This is a genomic window from Terriglobus sp. 2YAB30_2, from assembly GCF_052114765.1.
Taxonomy (GTDB): domain Bacteria; phylum Acidobacteriota; class Terriglobia; order Terriglobales; family Acidobacteriaceae; genus Terriglobus.
The window spans coordinates 54,654-70,763 of sequence record NZ_JBFRFJ010000010.1; the positions used below are offsets into that span (position 1 = coordinate 54,654).

12 protein-coding genes are annotated in these 16,110 nt (G+C 59.0%); 6 read left to right on the forward strand and 6 right to left on the reverse strand.

Annotated features, from left to right (window positions below; translation table 11 throughout):
* Nucleotides 1–88: 88 nt before the first annotated feature.
* Together AB4Y89_RS15705 and AB4Y89_RS15710 are read left to right on the forward strand one after the other, a co-directional pair.
* Nucleotides 89–1,333, forward strand: a complete 1,245-nt coding sequence (locus tag AB4Y89_RS15705; RefSeq protein ID WP_442301883.1) for an MFS transporter — start codon at nt 89–91, stop codon at nt 1,331–1,333.
* Between the two features lie 318 nt (nt 1,334–1,651).
* Nucleotides 1,652–2,203, forward strand: coding sequence for a TlpA family protein disulfide reductase (locus tag AB4Y89_RS15710; protein ID WP_442301884.1), 552 nt, complete (start codon nt 1,652–1,654; stop codon nt 2,201–2,203).
* 254 nt (nt 2,204–2,457) lie between these two features.
* Here AB4Y89_RS15710 and AB4Y89_RS15715 read toward each other — a convergent pair whose 3' ends face one another.
* From AB4Y89_RS15715 to AB4Y89_RS15730, 4 genes are all read right to left on the reverse strand, one after another.
* Nucleotides 2,458–2,844 (reverse strand): DUF59 domain-containing protein, encoded by a 387-nt coding sequence (locus AB4Y89_RS15715; protein WP_442301885.1) that lies wholly within the window; start codon nt 2,842–2,844, stop codon nt 2,458–2,460.
* Between the two features lie 114 nt (nt 2,845–2,958).
* Nucleotides 2,959–3,864, reverse strand: coding sequence for a polyprenyl synthetase family protein (locus tag AB4Y89_RS15720; RefSeq protein ID WP_442301886.1), 906 nt, complete (start codon nt 3,862–3,864; stop codon nt 2,959–2,961).
* Between the two features lie 151 nt (nt 3,865–4,015).
* Nucleotides 4,016–5,710 (reverse strand): hypothetical protein, encoded by a 1,695-nt coding sequence (locus AB4Y89_RS15725; RefSeq protein ID WP_442301887.1) that lies wholly within the window; start codon nt 5,708–5,710, stop codon nt 4,016–4,018.
* Nucleotides 5,707–8,199, reverse strand: coding sequence for a penicillin acylase family protein (locus AB4Y89_RS15730; protein ID WP_442301888.1), 2,493 nt, complete (start codon nt 8,197–8,199; stop codon nt 5,707–5,709). Before AB4Y89_RS15730 ends, AB4Y89_RS15725 begins: the two co-directional genes overlap by 4 nt.
* A gap of 77 nt (nt 8,200–8,276) precedes the next feature.
* Here AB4Y89_RS15730 and AB4Y89_RS15735 point away from each other — a divergent pair, with 77 nt between their 5' ends.
* The 4 genes from AB4Y89_RS15735 to AB4Y89_RS15750 all read left to right on the forward strand — a co-directional run bounded on the left by AB4Y89_RS15735 (nt 8,277) and on the right by AB4Y89_RS15750 (nt 13,690).
* Nucleotides 8,277–9,827, forward strand: coding sequence for a Na+/H+ antiporter (locus AB4Y89_RS15735; RefSeq protein WP_442301889.1), 1,551 nt, complete (start codon nt 8,277–8,279; stop codon nt 9,825–9,827).
* Entirely contained in the window at nt 9,824–10,507 is a 684-nt protein-coding gene (locus AB4Y89_RS15740; RefSeq protein ID WP_442301890.1) for a GNAT family N-acetyltransferase, read from the forward strand. The genes AB4Y89_RS15735 and AB4Y89_RS15740 overlap by 4 nt, the downstream gene beginning before the upstream one ends.
* Before the next feature lie 190 nt (nt 10,508–10,697).
* Complete coding sequence (locus AB4Y89_RS15745) at nt 10,698–11,684, forward strand: DHH family phosphoesterase (RefSeq protein WP_442301891.1); 987 nt, start codon at nt 10,698–10,700, stop codon at nt 11,682–11,684.
* Between the two features lie 584 nt (nt 11,685–12,268).
* Nucleotides 12,269–13,690 carry an ATP-binding protein gene (locus tag AB4Y89_RS15750; RefSeq protein WP_442301892.1) on the forward strand — a complete coding sequence of 474 codons (1,422 nt, stop codon included), beginning with the start codon at nt 12,269–12,271 and terminating at the stop codon, nt 13,688–13,690.
* 188 nt (nt 13,691–13,878) lie between these two features.
* Here AB4Y89_RS15750 and AB4Y89_RS15755 read toward each other — a convergent pair whose 3' ends face one another.
* Nucleotides 13,879–14,340 carry a response regulator gene (locus AB4Y89_RS15755; RefSeq protein ID WP_442301893.1) on the reverse strand — a complete coding sequence of 154 codons (462 nt, stop codon included), beginning with the start codon at nt 14,338–14,340 and terminating at the stop codon, nt 13,879–13,881.
* A 22-nt stretch (nt 14,341–14,362) separates the two neighbouring features.
* A complete protein-coding gene (locus AB4Y89_RS15760; protein WP_442301894.1) occupies nt 14,363–15,892 on the reverse strand; it encodes a PAS domain S-box protein in 1,530 nt (509 codons plus the stop codon).
* Nucleotides 15,893–16,110 lie beyond the last annotated feature (218 nt).

A 16,110-nucleotide genomic window follows, 5' to 3' on the forward strand; every position in this document is an offset into this window, starting at 1 on the left:
GTGGAAAACGGCGCAAGCAGCCGGAATTCCGCTTTACACCTTTAGGAGAATTGGCTCCAAAGGGCCTACAATCAGTGGTAGGACCACTATGAGTAAGGCCCAAAAGCACACCCCACTGCCATTTCTTGGTCTTGCCTGCGCTGTGGGCGTGTCCAGCATTTACTACAACCAGCCATTGCTGGTGGAGATGGGTCACACCTTCGGCGCCACCAGCGGAGCCACCGGGTACGTCGCCGTAGCGACGCAGGTGGGCTATGCGCTGGGCATGCTGGCCTTTGTCCCCATGGGAGATCTAAAGGAGCGCCGTGGCCTCATGCTCCGCATGTACGCCGCAGTCTCCGTTGCGCTGCTTCTGACGGCTGCCGCCCAGTCGCTGCCCTGGCTCATCGCTGCCAGTGCTCTGGTGGGCCTTCTGGCTTCCGTAACGCACATCGTGCTGCCGATTGCCCCAGACCTCGCCAGCGATGAAGAGCGGGGCCGCGCCATCGGCACGGTGATGACCGGTCTGCTGCTGGGTGTACTGCTGGCCCGCACCTTCTCCGGCTGGGTCAGCCGAATCCACTTCGGCGCCGCTGCGGGTTGGCGAACTGTCTTCGTTGTTGCCGCGGTGATCAATCTCAGCTTCGTCCCCATGCTGCGGCGCACCATGCCTGCCCTGCCGCCGAAGCATAAGCTCAGCTATGGCGAGGCGATGCGTTCCTTGTGGACGCTGTGGTCGAGCCAGCGGCTGTTGCGCGAGTCGGCCGCGATGGGCGCACTGATCTTTGCTTCGTTTTCCTGTTTCTGGACCACGCTGGCCTTCTTTCTCGGTACCCGCTATGGTCTCGGAGCCGGCGCCGCCGGCACCTTCGGTGTCGTCGGAGCGGCTGGGGCCGTCGTCGCCCCGCTTGCTGGACGCATGGCAGACCGCCACGGACCGCGCTACGTCCTCTCCTGGGCTCTGGTAACGCTGGCGGCCAGCTTTATCTGGCTGTGGGCGCAGGACAGGTTGCATATGCCGATGGCGGCTCATGTGGGCGCTATGGTGGTTGGCGTTATTGTTCTCGATATGGGTGCGCAAATGTCGCAGATCGCGAACCAGACCCGTATCTTCGGTCTCGATGCCTCTGCCCGCAGCCGCCTGAACACGGTCTACATGACGGTGTACTTCTCGGGCGCGGCCGTCGGCTCTGCCCTGGTGACCTTCGCCTGGGTGCACTGGCAGTGGAATGGTGTCTGCATGCTGGCGCTCGGACTGCTGAGCATCGCCGCCATCGTGCACGCTACCGGGAAGAAGGGTCCCTGCACTGTGGATCACATCCTAGTGGAAGAAGAGCGCGTGCTGGAAGTGTAAGGGATGTTCGCTGTCCCCCACGCGCTGATAGCCCATGCACCGGGTGCCCCATCCATCGCGTATCGGGGTCCCGACGAACTTGTTCGTTGGGGTGAATAGCGATGGGTGGGATGATCGAGCGAAGCTCGATATGCATTTCAAGCGCTGAAGGCGCGTCCTATATCAGCCTGGGGCAACGCCCCAGGTCTGATCACACAAGAAACGAAAGAGGGCTGAAGGCCCGATCTATAATTCGACAATTCAGTTCGACCTTTGTCATTTCGCAGCCAACGCATTACGTCTTCAACCCTCAACTTCTTCTGAAAAGGAAGCTTCGCCATGCCGAACGTTCGCTGCAGAGTTGGAATCGTTCTTGCTTTCGCTTTCACCCTCCTGCCGTCTGCTTACGCGCAGAAAAATGTTCACGCCGTTCTTGTGGCCACTGCCAATAGGAAAGCAGCCCCGGTCTTCCATCTTGCCAATTCGAATGGACGAAAAGTTCAGATCGCGGACTTTCGTGGAAAGGTCGTTCTAGTGAATTTCTGGGCAACAGAGTGCGGCGGCTGCGTTCTGGAGATTCCGTCGTTCATTGAACTCCATCATGCCTACTCGGATAAAGGCTTTACCGCCCTCGGTATCTCGGCGGATATCCCTTATGAAGGATTGAAGAATGAACATGAGGCGTGGGGAAAAGTACGGCCGTTTGTCTCCAGCAATCACGTCAACTATCCGATCGTGATGGGCAATGATGCGGTCATCAAGTCGTATGGCTTCGCTTCATATCCGGCGACATACCTGATCGACAAATCAGGACGCATCGCCGCGACCTACATCGGGATCGTAAGCAAAGACGATGTCGAGGCCAACATCAAGCGCCTTCTTGCGGAGTAGCGGCAGAATTATAGATCGGGCCTTCAGCCCTCTTTCGTCTCTCGCTTGCAAACCTGGGGCGTTGCCCCAGGCTGGTATAGAGCGCGCCTTCAGCGCTTAGATTTGCGGCTTGTTTGTGGACCGTTGCTTCGTCACCCACTCATCGCGATGCGATGGATGAGGCACCCGGTGCATGGGTTACACATGCTGTACGTCTTCAACTTTCAACTTGAACCTGCAACTCACACCTGCATAATGTGCCCAGCGTGCGTCCGTCAACCACGTCGTACGTCTTCAACTTTTATCTGCACCAACTGCTGCGGACGCAACTGTGCCGCAAGCTGTTCGCGGGCTTCGTCGGTCAGGCGTTGTGGTGTCCATCCGTCCAGCAGGGTGATCTCGACCGTTCCGGTCTCGGGGAAACCGTAAAGCCGATTGCGAATCAGCTCCATCATCATTGCTGTCGCGGTCTCATCCTCTGTCGGACGATACAGCGACAACTTGATGATGTGCTTCTGCGGAACGCCGGGAATCCCCGCTCCGGGCGCATCTTTGTCTGGAGTAACGCTGATCTTCTCGATCAGGCCCAGAGCCTCCACATTCAGTTTCAGTGCAGGATGGAAGCAGTCACGCAGGGCTCGGCGAATCTCCTCGATGGTCATAACTTATCCGGCCTCAACGGGGAAGCGCTGAAACGCAAGGTGCCCCGATACCTTCCGACACCCATGCCTTAACGCTTCAACTTTCAACTTCCAACTTCCAACTTTTAACTCTTCCTAGTGTTTCCGTTCGACAAGGAAGCGCGCAATCGTCTTCAGCGGTTCTGCTGCCTCGCCCCAGGGAGCGATGGCGTCATACGCTTCGCGGATCATGGCGTCGGCGTCGGCAATCGACCTCTCAATGCCATAGACTGCGGGCCAGGTAGCCTTGTCGGTTGCAGCGTCCTTGCCTGCCGTCTTGCCCAGTTGGGCAGAGTCCTGTGTGAGGTCCAGCACATCGTCCACGATCTGGAAGGCCAGACCCAGCTTTTCGCCGAAGGTGCGCAGGCGGGCCACATCCTCCGCGGAGGCTCCGGCATACAGGCCGCCGGCAACGATGGAGACTGTGATCAAAGCCCCAGTCTTCGAGCGGTGAATCGCCTCCACCAGCTCTGCCGTTGGTTTTTTGCCTTCGCTCTCGATATCCACCACCTGCCCGCCGATCATGCCGGGAGCAAGTCCATCGGTCCCAACGCCTGTATTCACGGCGATGGCAACCTCGCGAAGAATCTGTACCGCGGATGTCGCTGGGCACTTCAGTTGGGCGAGTGTCTGAAAGGCGGTTGTCTGCAGGGCGTCGCCGGCAAGAATGGCAATCGCTTCGCCGAAGACGACATGGCAGGTCGGCTTGCCGCGGCGCAGGTCATCGTTGTCCAGCGCCGGAAGATCGTCGTGGATCAGCGAATAGGTGTGCAGCATTTCGATGGCTGCGCCGCACTCTTCCGCCCCCTCAGGCAAACTGCCGGCAACCATGCGAGCTGCCTCGAGCACCAGCGCGGGCCGGAGGCGTTTTCCGCCGGCAAAGGTCGAATGGCGCATGGCGCGGTGAATGGAATGGGGCTGGGCATCGGGGCCGGGCAGTAGGCGCTCCAGCGCGGCGTCCGTCACCGTGACGGCTTCGGTAAGGATGGTTTCAACAGACATTGCGTTCGCGTTTAAGAATAAATGGTCACAGCGCCCGCTGCCCCTGTGTCTCTGGAGCATTTCTCCTAATACGGTAGCTTTGGATAAATCTGCGAATGCCGTTTTCTTCGAAGGAAAACGGCGCATACAGCCAAAACTTTCCGCTACACCCTTAGGAGAAATGCTCTGTTCGACGCATCAGTATTGCCAGCAGTATGCCCATTAGGAAGAGCACCACGCCCAGCATCTCCGCCGGAGTGTGGTGGTAGCGGATCTCCACATTGTTCGGCCCGGCGGGCAGAGGAATCGCCATCAAACCGTCAGCACGCTCGGTCACGGGGACCGGTGAGCCGTTGTTGGTCACCTGCCACGCAGGGTAGGCCCGGCGATTTACGATCAGCCAGAATGACCGCGGCCACAGCACCTGCATCCGTGTATGTTCTGTGTTCCAGGTGACGTCTTCCGGACGGGGAGGAAGGCCCAGGACGCGCACACGCATCTCTGTCCCCGGACCCAGCACGGGCGCTGGAGCATCGGGCTTGCCCGCGATCCACCATACCGGGTTGCCCTGTTGCAGCACGTCATTGTCGGCGTCACGCACCGTGTACTCATCGGTGGGCATCACGCCGCCGCCACGGGCAAACAGAACAATGTGTGCCCCGGGTGCGTCCTCGTCGTCGCACTCCTGCAGGTAGAAGTGATGTGCGATGACGGTAGTCACGGCCAGAACTGCTACGGCTCCGGCAGGCATGATCCATGTACTCCGGCTCCGCGTCAGCGCCGGCACGCACAGGGTCAGTAGTGCGGCTGCGATGGTCTGCTGCAGGCAAAGGAACCGCCAGGGGAACTGCAGGAAACTGAGCTGCGGCGCGTGATGCCAGATGACAGCGGAGACGGGCAGTAGCAGCACGAGCAGCAGCGCGGTCATGGCGCCCAGCAGGCGGGCTGTCTTGTCTCGGCGAAGCAACAGCACCAGGGTGAGACTTACGGCGAACAGCACAACCGCGATCCGCGAGGCCTGCCATAGAACCGCATCGTGCAGCGGATCGGTTGTGTGGCCGAAGAGAAAGTTGTCTTCGGGTCGCACGCCCTCGACGATCGCCATCGCCGCCTGGACCCATTTACGGTCGACGACCGCCGGCACAATGTACAGTGCCGCGAACAGCAGACCGAAGAGGGTGCCCAGGGTGAACTGCGCGATCGTTTCGCGGCGTAGCGCACGCGGCCACAGCACCAGCCGCAGCATGCCAAGCATCAGGAGTCCATAGCATCCCAGCACCGCAGCAGGCGCATTTGTCAGCCACAGCAGAGTCACAGGGATGGCGATCTCCAGCCATCGTGGTCTCTCGCGCAGCAATGCTGTCAGCAGCAGCGGCATCCATGCCGCCGCAAGCAGTTCGGCGTAGGCAGTGCGCTCATAGGCCGTGAACAGAAGATAGGGATTCGCCAGGTACGCTACGGCAATGGCCGCCGGTATCCAGCGATGACTGCTTACAGCGTCACCGCCTATTGCCGACACCATGCGCAGACACGCCACACCCGCAAGGAAGAGGCAGAGCCAGGTGTAGACAATCGGAGCGGCCGTGTACGGCATCAGGAAGCCAAGCAGGCCTCCGATGATCCATGAAAGCGGGGGATAGAAGACGAAGCGCGGTTCTCCCGTTCCCCAGGCTGCAGTGAAAGCCCACTGCGGATGCAGTACACCGCGCTGAAACTGCGCGTGCACCTCAAGCCAGTTCACCAGGTGGAAGTCGAAGTCATGGCCGCAGGAGCAGCCATGCAGCACCAGCGGCAGCACGGCAAGGAATGCCGCCACCGCGACTACGGCTGCGGGTGCAAGCTGTCGTTTCCACGCCGGTGGACTCATGGTTCCAGCGTAAGGGTGTGCTGCGCCTTCACCGTATTCCAGGGAAGCGGCAGAGGCTTACCGTCATACCAGTTAGTCCACTGGTCGCGGAAGTTTGCGCTGCGCGGATTGCCGGACTGACCGACAGGCACGTTGAGATTCGAGTTCTCCCAGTCGGCAAGATCGGCGGTGAAACGTTCGCTGGAGCCGAAGGTCGCAGAACCTGCACGCACGGTAATGGTGTCGCCGGGCAGCGGGAAGTTGCCAGGGCCGGCCGCGGCAGGGAAGATGCGGCGGAAGATCCGGTTCGTTCCGTAGAGAGGATGCTGCAGGTCGATGCGGTGCATGGCGCCATAGCTCCAGTGCGACAGGTCTCTGGGAGCATTCGCATCGCGCAGGCCTTCCTGGACAGCAGCCGTCAACAGATCGTTCCAGTCACTGTACTGGCTCGGAAGCCACCGTGCCGGGGCATGCGAAATCAGCTCCTCCTGTACGAACGAACGGGAGTTCCAACGGTATAGCCTCCAATCGTTGCCCAGCAGAGGCCGCAGTAGCATGGGCCACAGCGCTGTGCGCGTCGCACTCACGATTGCTGCTGCCGGGGAGCTGGTCTCCATGTTGCCGTTCCATACGCGCAGCAGATCCGCGGCCTGGTGCAGCCGCTTGTCTTTGGTCTTCGAGTGGTCGATGGCATATGCCAGCTTCTGTGCGATAACACGGTCGCCGTCAGAGTAGACGTCGAGTTGCAGCTTTATCATGTCGGCTGCGGTCAGCCCCTTCGAAGGCAGAAGCTGCTTCCAGATGCGCTCATTGCGATAAGGGTTCTCCCAGTCGAGCGCCAGCGTATACGGAGCATCGTCCGCCGTGATGCGGGCATTGGCCGTAGCCAGTACACCGGACTCTGGATCGAGCGCCTGCGGCATCAGGTCGTAGCTTATATAGCCGCTCCACTCATACGAGCCGTCGGTCACCGGGACCGGAGACAGGCCGGAAGGATGCTGTGCATCGCCACGCACCGGCACCTTGCCGATAGCGTGATAGCCGATATGCCCCTGGTCGTCCGCATAGACGGCTGAGAGCGATGGTCCTCCGAAGGTGCGGAAGGCCGTGACGAACTGTTCGTAGTTGCTTGCCTGATTCACGGCCTGGAAGGGGAGGCTGGCGGTGACCTCAGGATCATAGACGGTCCATGCCAGCGCCAGCGACCGCTGCTCCCGTGGAATCATCGGGCTAATGATCGGCGTAGGATGTCCGCCGTGGGTAGTCAGGCTGATCTCCAGCGGCACATCTTTCCCGCCGCGGACGTGGATCACTTCCTGACGGATCGCCACGGGCAGCCAGTTACCATCATGCGTCTGGAACTCGCGCTGCTTTGGATTGGCGGCGGAGGCCCGCAGCTTTTCGATATAGAGATCCTGCACGTCAGCGAGCGATGCCGTGAAGCCCCAGGCGATGTGCTGATTGTGGCCCACGATGATGAAGGGCACGCCGGGCAGGGCGACGCCGGTGGCGTGCAGCTCAGGCGACTCCAGCGAGCTTTCGTACCAGATGCCTGGAATGTCGAGCCCCAGGTGCATATCGTTCGACAGCAGTGGCTTGCCTGTTGCCGTGTGCGCCCCGCTCACCGCCCAGTTGTTCGATCCGGAGACGCAGCCCTCGCAGGTGAAGGGATGAAGGACATGCTGCAGCTCTTCGATGGAAGATGCCGGAAGCGTCAGCTTCGTCTGCGTCTCATCCAGCGGAGCGTCAGGAGGGTCCTGATTGGGTGCGGAGAGGCTCGGATGACCATCCACGGGAGGATGATCGCGCCAGGAGCCGACAGGATAGAGATCGGCAAGCAGCTCAGGCGACAGCCGCGCCGTGAGCGTCTCGCGGGCCAGCTTGGTGGGGAATGAGGTGGAGAGCTCCTGGCTCATCGACAGACCCACCAGCAACGAATCATGCGGTGTCCACTTCGCCGGCGAATAGTGCAGCAGCCGGAACTCCAGCGGCAGATGACCCTCGCTCTCGGCGATGAACGCGTTCACACCATCGGCATACGCGTTCAGCAACTGCATCTGGTCCGGAGCGACATGCGGCAGGGCGGCATCGGCTGCGGCTCCCAGTTGCAAATAGCGCTGTGTCCGGTCGTGTTCGAGCGTCATCGAGCCGAGAATCTCCGACAGACGCCCTTCGGCATAACGCCGCAACATGTCCATCTGCCACAGGCGGTCCTGCGCGGTGACATATCCCTGCGCGAAGGCGAGATCGTGCAGATTGCCCGCGTGGATCGCAGGCATTCCCTCTGCTGTTCGTTCTACCTTGACGGACGCGGTAAGCCCGCGCGTATGCACAGTTCCGTCCACCTGCGGCAGACTCGCATTGAGAGCATGTGACAGCCACAGCCGCAATGAGACGCCGGCGATCAGCACTAGAACCAGAACAACGCCGGCGCTGATGCCAACGAACTTCAAAATCCGGCGTGTGCGCTCCGGGGAGGTCGCAACAGCCTGGAGGTCGGTCACTTCCATGGTCAGCTTGAGTCTAACCGACGCTCCGGTATGCTGCTGAGATGGGTGGAAATCTGCACTCGTTGGAATTGGTGCTGATGCTTCTGCTGGCCTTCGTCGCGTCGATCGCGGGTGTGGCCCGGCGGTGGCAGAAGCCGTATCCCATTGTTTTGGTGATCGGCGGCCTGCTGCTCAGTTTTGTACCGCACCTTCCGGCAATTCCTCTGAATCCGGATATCGTCTTTCTGGTTTTCCTGCCACCGCTACTCTATTCGGCTGCATGGCAGACCTCGTGGCGCGACTTCCGTTTCAATTTCACCAGCATTGCCATGCTTGCCGTAGGGCTGGTCGGATTTACTGTCATTGGCGTCGCCTGGGTGGCTAACCGTTGGCTTTTGAAGGAGTTCGACTGGCGTGCCGGTGTGCTTCTGGGAGCGGTGGTCTCGCCGACCGACGCTATTGCCGCCAGCGCCATCGCCAAGCGCCTGGGGCTGCCTCGCCGCATCGTAGACGTGCTCGAAGGCGAGAGCCTTTTGAATGACGCCACCGGCCTTCTAGCCCTTGAGTTCGGCCTGGACCTCATGTTGCACGGTACAACCCCTACGGTTACGGGCGGACTTCTCCGGCTGCTCTGGCTAGTGGTCGGCGGTGTGGGAGTAGGCCTGCTGCTCGGCGCCGTCTTCACCCGGCTGGAGCACTGGATCGACGATGGGCCGGTTGAGATCGCTCTCGGGCTCGTGGTTCCCTATGGCGCCTATCTTGCGGCGGAAGAGGTCAAGGCCTCCGGAGTTCTCGCCGTGGTGGCCTGCGGTCTCTACCTCGGCCAGCAGTCGGCGCGTATCTTCTCGCCGCAGGTTCGCATGCAGGCCTATGCGGTATGGGGCACGTTGGAGTTCACCCTCAACGGCCTGGTCTTCGTTCTCATCGGGCTGCAACTGCCTACCGTGCTGGCGGGAATCAAGGGTTACAGCCACATGGAGATGATCCGCAACGGCATCATTCTCTCTGTTGCTCTGATCATCCTTCGGCTGGTCTGGGTCGCTCCTGGTTCGCGTGTGGCCTACTTTATCCGCCGGCGTCTGCTCAGGCAGCATGTTCCTTATCCGGCCATGAAGGCATCGTTTGTTGTGGGCTGGACGGGCATGCGCGGTGTCGTGGCTCTGGCCGCCGCGCTCTCGCTGCCGGAGCAGATCCAGCAGAAGAACCTCATCGTCTTCCTTACTTTCTGCGTCATCTTTGTCACGCTGGTCCTGCAGGGACTTACGCTGCCGAAGGTCATCCATGCGCTCGGTCTCGATAATCAGAGCGGCCCCGACTGTGAAGAGAACGAGGCCCGCAAGCTTGTGCTGGAAGAGGCGCTGGCCTATCTGCAGGAGAGCCGGGATCGTGCCGGGAACCATGCCGGACACGCCTATGAGGATCTGATCCATCAATACGAGCATCGCCTGGAGGCGGTAGCCGACTGCGGCGCGCCGGAGACCAACGAAGGTCATTCGCATCGCTATCGCGAGGTCGCTCTCGCCGCCATCCATACGGAGCGCAATGCGCTTCTCCGTCTGCGCGACGAGGGACGCATCAGCGACGAGGTGCAGCGCAAGATCGAGCGTGAGCTCGATCTGAGCGAAGCCCGCAGAGAGTCACCACTATGAGTCACCCTGACTTTACCAATCCCTTCTGGAGCGGTCTGGTTACCGCGAATGCCCCACTCGCCATTGGCGGCGATCTCGCGCGCCGCTACCCGGCTGAGGTGATCCCCTTCGGCGGCGTTGCGGATGTCCGTGACCCTGCCTGCATGGCTGCCTTCCGCGACCTGCTGCATCCCGGCGAAAGGGTCTATCTCACTGGCGACGATCTGGCCGCGGTGGATGGCCTGGTGGAGAGTGTTCACCTGCCGGGCGTGCAGATGCACTTCGCCGGCGATGCTTCTGTAGCGGCCTTCAGCGACCAGGTTCTTCCCCTGGGCGAAGCAGAGGCGCATGAGATGGTTGCCCTGACCGATGTGGCCTTTCCCGGCTATTTCCGTCCCGCGACCTGGAAGCTAGGGCAGTATTACGGCCTTCGTGTCGAGGGAGAGTTGATTGCCATGGCCGGGGTGCGGGTCTCGCTGCCGGGCTGGCGGGAGATCAGCGCTGTATGTACCCATCCGCAACATACCGGGAAGGGATATGCCGCTACGTTGATCCGTCATGTGATGGCCGAACACCGCCATGCGGGCGCGGAAAGCTACCTCCACGCGGCTGCCGCAAACCACCGTGCCATTGCGATCTACGAGCGGCTGGGCTTCACCCACACCAGGAATATCAGCTTCCGCGGTATGCAGCTTGCCTGACACCTCCCGCCCGATCACTAGAGCATTTTCCCTGTTGCCGGGTATTCCGGAAGGGGTGTGCAGTGGCGTTTTCATTACGGAAAACGCCCATAGGATGCGGAGCCCCTACACTACACCGACAGGGAAAATGCTCTATGCTTAGAATTTCGCAGTGAAAACAGGCTGCGATCGAGTGAGGTCTTGCCCGCATTTGAACTGCCGCGTCTTTTATCACGACAGATGTTTTGATGGAGCATGCTCCGCGTCCCTGTTTACACGCTTCCACCGGGAGTGCATCGGCACAGCGACGGAGTATCAGTACCAGGGCCTGGTGCATCGTGCCGGAGCTTTGTTCGACGGCGACGAGTTCGTCGGGGATGAGAATGCCATTGTCGATTTCAAGTACTCACCCTCGCCAAAGCTGACCTGGTGGTTTGACCACCATCAGTCGGCCTTTCTCACCAAAGAAGATCAAGCTGCCTTTGAGGCGGGCCAGCATGATGGCTCGAAGACGATGCGGCACTTCTTCGATCCCACCTACACCTCGTGCACCAGCTTCATCGCGCATATCGCCAGCACGAAGTTCGGGATGGATGTCAGTGGCTTGAAGGACCTTATCTATTGGGCCAATATCGTGGACGGCGCCAAGTATGAGAGCGCTGAGGCGGCCGTCGGCATGAAGGAAGCAGCCATGCGCCTGACCATGGTGATTGAGTCCACGCAGGACGATACGCTGATTCCGCGCCTGATCCCGATGCTGACCGAGATGCCGCTGGAAGAGATTCTGAAGCAGCCGTTCGTTGCCGATCTGCTGGAGCCATTGCTGGCCAAGCATCAGGCATCGGTCGAGTTGATCGGATCGCGCGCGACCTGTGAGCGCGGTGTGATTACATTCGATATCACCGACCAGCCAACCGAGGGCTACAACAAGTTCATCCCGTACTATCTCTTCCCCGATGGCGTCTACAACATCGGCCTTAGCAAATCATCGTTCCGTACGAAAGTAGCCGTGGGCACGAACCCATGGACAAAGGTTCCGGTGGAGAAACTGGTGAACCTGGCCGCAATCTGCGAGCGTTACGGAGGCGGCGGCCACGCCCGTGTCGGCGCCATCAGCTTTCCGCCCGACAAAGAGTCCGATGCCCGCGAAGCCGCAAAGGTGATCGTGGAAGAGCTGCAAACCACGCATGAGGGGTGAGCCTCAGACCGCCGCATAACGTAGTCGCCTCACCTTGTTATTGGCGGTTAGTAGTGCCCAAACTCCCGTTGCCCCATTCTTTCGCGGTGCGAAAGGGTGGGGTCTAGAGCATTTCTCCTGTTGCTGGGTATCCCGCGAGGAACGTGCAGCGGCGTTTTCATTGAGGAAAACGCCCATAGATGCATCAGCCCCGCACTACACCTACAGGAGAAATGCTCTAGCGTGGGGTATTGCGCTTCGCGCGACTGTATTTTTGTCATTTCGTAGTGACCGAAGGGAGCGGAGAAATCTGCTTCTCGACCTACTGACTTTTCTGCCGCCTCTCTCCGTCATCTCTCCTGGGTGCGTTTATCGTCCGCCCCATGATTACCAGAGGAATAAACAAAGGTAATAATCCGAAATGCTGTTATGTTGCATGGAAGTAAACCGGATAACTTTTCGGGAAACCGTAACCCCGAATCGAATAAATTCAATGATCGTCGCGAAAGAAAGAGGCTATCTTTAAACCACTTCAGCCTGATTGAATCGATATATTGTCTCTTTATCGGAGAAACTTGCGCCGATATCTGAGAATTTGAATGCGCATGTCTTCTCGCTTCGGCTCGATACCCCGCGGTAAGGTCCTTTCCCTGCGAACGATTGGCGGGCTGATCGCGGCTATTTTTTTCCCTTTTCTCCTCACACGTGTCAGTCTGCATGTTGAGGTCCTGAAGCACGTACCGTTTGCGCTGGCCCTGCTCTTTGTTGGGGCGATTACTCTCTGGCAGCGAATCCCTGCCGGGATCGTGGCTTCCTTCTCGATGGGTTTGGGTGCATGGAGGAAATTCATCGAGCTGGATCATGGCGACCATCCGGTGCGAGCTGTGCTGCGAGCAACCGTAACCTTTGGAGTTGGTTGTGCCTTTGCTGCCGGCTGGGAGTGGCAGAGACGGAATCGTGATCGCCTGGCCTTTGCTTTATCAGAGCTCAGCGCGCGCAGAGAAGTTCTGACCGAGGCACAGAGAGCTTCAAAGGCCGTAGCGTGGTCCTACAATCTTTCGACCACCCGTATGACATGGGAAGAGGATGGCCTGGATGTCTTTGGGCGATCGCTCCTCGATGCATCCACTCCTCAGACCTCATTGGAGCTTGTCTATGAGGACGATCGTAATCGCGTGTCGCAGTTGTACCAGGACGCGCTGGCAAAAAACGCGCCCTTCGAGATTGAGTTCCGGTGTCTATGGCCCAATGGCGAGATGCACTGGCTTGAGGCCCGCGGGAAACCATCGACCACAAGACCGCATACCTGGATCGGCATCACAAGCAACGTAGACAGCAGGAAGCGGTCGGAGCAAGCGTTGATCCGGTCGGAAAAACTGGCAGCAATCGGCCGCCTTTCTTCCACCATTGCGCACGAACTCAATAATCCGCTGGCGGCGCTGACGAACCTGATTTATCTCGCGCTGTCTGATCCGGCCTTGTCGGAAGAGTCTCGCGAATACCTTGCAGTAGCGCACACCCAGATCAGACGCTTGAGCACGGTTGCGAGACATCTCCCGACGCAGCGGGCGTTCGCTCAGGGAGGCCCCGCCGATCTTCACGAGATTGCGAAGGAGGCCGTCGATTTATTCGCAGCGCGGTGCGCATCCAAGGGGTGCCAGATCAGGATGGTTGAGAAGAGCCCGGCGAGGACCAGCGCTCCAAAAGAAGATGTAACCCAGATCCTGATCAACCTCCTGAATAACTCCTGCGATGCCGTAGGAGAAGGTATGGGAGAGATCGTGGTCGAGGTCTGTTCTCAGGGAGAGGTTGCCTGTATCCGGATTCTGGACAACGGGCCGGGCATCCCGGCCGAGGTGCTCAGTCATCTCTTCGAGCCCTTCTTCACCACCAAAACGGACATCGGCACAGGCGTCGGTCTTTGGATGGCCAGAGAGCTCGCAATCCGGTGTGGTGGACGTCTTGTCCTTGGAAATTATGCCGCGCCCTTTGCGACCGTTTTTCACCTGGAACTTCCGCTGGCCTAGAGGATTTTTCCTGTAGATGTAATGTAGGGATTCCGCATCTATCGGCGTTTTCCACAATGACCCCCCCCCGCTGCACTTTCTCTACCGGGATGCCCAGCAACACAGCGTTAGGAGAATTGCTCTAACACGACGGAAATGGCGCCTGGACCTTTTGCCAGCCAGCCAGGCTGGATCCTCTGCGGAAAGCATTATTTCTGGCGGGTCAGGTCCTTCAACCTTTCTATGAGCGCCAGCGGATGCACGGGTTTGGCCAGCAATGGAAACTCGTAACCGTTGTCACGAGCGTCATCGAGGAGATCCGTGATTCCTGCTTGCCCGGAAAAAAGCACAATCGTTGTGGCGGGAAGCATCTTGGAGATAACGAGCGCGAGTTCGATGCCATTCATCTCCGGCATCTTGACATCGGTAAGAAGGCAGTCCGGCTCAAAGGATCGAGCTGTCTCCACAGCCTGCCATCCGCCGTATACCGGCTTTGCGTCGAAACCGGCTCCGCGAAGAATTGCCGCGGTCGTATCGGCCAGAAGTTTCTCGTCATCGACTACCAGAACCCGAATCCTTGCCGGCGAAGATCCTTTTTGATCCGATTTCGACAGGCTAAAAACAGAGAGAGCAGGCTCTGAACCGTCTGCCAGACGGACGACTGGTTGCAAATATCGCTCTATAGCATGCCGGTTAGCTATCACGCTGAGCACCATTGGGTTTCGTTGTTGTCCCTTCAAAACTGCCAAATGGCAGGTAGATTGTTACCGTTGTTCCGCTGTCGCCTCGCTCCGTACTGCTGGAGATGGAGATCTGGCCATGATGACGTTGGACAAGCTGGTTCGCTACCCATAGACCAATACCGGTTCCGAGGTTTCCCTTCGTGGTAAAGAACGGTTCAAAGACCTTGTCGAGATGCTCGCGGGGAATACCACTGCCCGTATCCCGGACTGTGATTTGAACTCCATTACGATCTACCTTCTTGGTCGGTGCAACCGTAATCGACATGGAGCCGCCGAGGGGCATCGCGTCCATTGCATTAGAAATGACATTTGACAACACCTGAATCATCTCTCCGGGCCGGACCTTAATCTTTCTCAGATCGTTGAACGTCGTTTCCAGCACAATGTTGTGCGCCTGGAGCCGGGTCCGGTAGACCGAGAGGACATTCTGGACCAGATCGTGGAGGTGGACCTCGCAGGGCGATGCGTTATCGCGGTAATAACCGAGTGTCTGCCTCGCAATGTGAGAGACGCGTTCAAGCTCGCTCTCGGCTGTGCCGAGATACTCCTGGATCTCCGCTCTGGAAGCACTGCTCTGGCGGGCAAGGAAGATAAGGTTCAACACCGAGGCGAGCGGGTTATTGATCTCGTGGGCGATGGCTGCCGCCATGCGGCCCGTAGCCGCAAGTTTTTCGGCCTGGACCAGTAAAAATTCCATCTTCTTGCGTTCAGAGATATCGCGGGCAATCTTGGAGGCCCCAATCACTTTACCTGCGTCATTGCGGATGGGCGAGATGGTGATGGAGACTTGGCGCAGATCGCCGTTCTTGCTGAGACGAGTGGTCTCGTAATGCTCTACCTTCTCGCCGGCGTGTAACTTCTCCAGGATCTCTTTTTCCTCATACTGAAGCTCTTCCGGAATCAGACGCAGGATCGGCTGTCCTATCATCTCTTCTTCCAGGTAACCGAAAAGGCGCTGCGCTCCTTTATTCCAGCTGGTGACAATGCCGTTCAGGTCCTTGCTGATGATGGCATCATCTGCCGAATCGACAATCGCAGCGAGCCGGAAACGGTTCTCTTCGGCGCGCCGCCGGTCCGAGATATCCCGGGCGATTTTGGATGCTCCGATGATGACTCCAGAGTCGTCCTTAACCGGCGAGATCGTGACCGAGATGGGGAATCGCTCCCCATTCTTCCTGACCCGCGTGGTTTCGAAATGCCGGATGCGCTCTCCAGCGCGGAGTTTGGCCAGAATCGCATCTTCTTCATGCTGCAACTCTTCGGGGATAAGGCGCCGGATGGACTGACCCACGATCTCTTCTGCTTGGTAACCAAAGATGCGACGGGCCCCTTCGTTCCAGCTTGTGATGATTCCATCCAGATCTTTGGTGATGATTGCGTCCTCCGACGATGCAATGATGGCAGCAAGAAAATTCTTCCCTGTTTCGGTAAATACACTTTCTTTCCCGAAGAGTTCCGTAGACAGTACTGTCTTCTTCAAGAGGGGCTCCGGCAGATGAATGGATGCGCTTGGAGAAATAATTCCAACAGATTTTTGATGCTCCTTGCAAGGAGGCGAGTTGCCATCCTCAGGACAACAATATCGTGGAGCGATGTAAGGGGCACGGCAAAGGAGGGTTCGCCCTGTGGTGGGGCCGGCAACCGATTGCATCGATAAATTCGGCCTGAGGTGACGGAGCGGTACTGGGACCTGTCCGA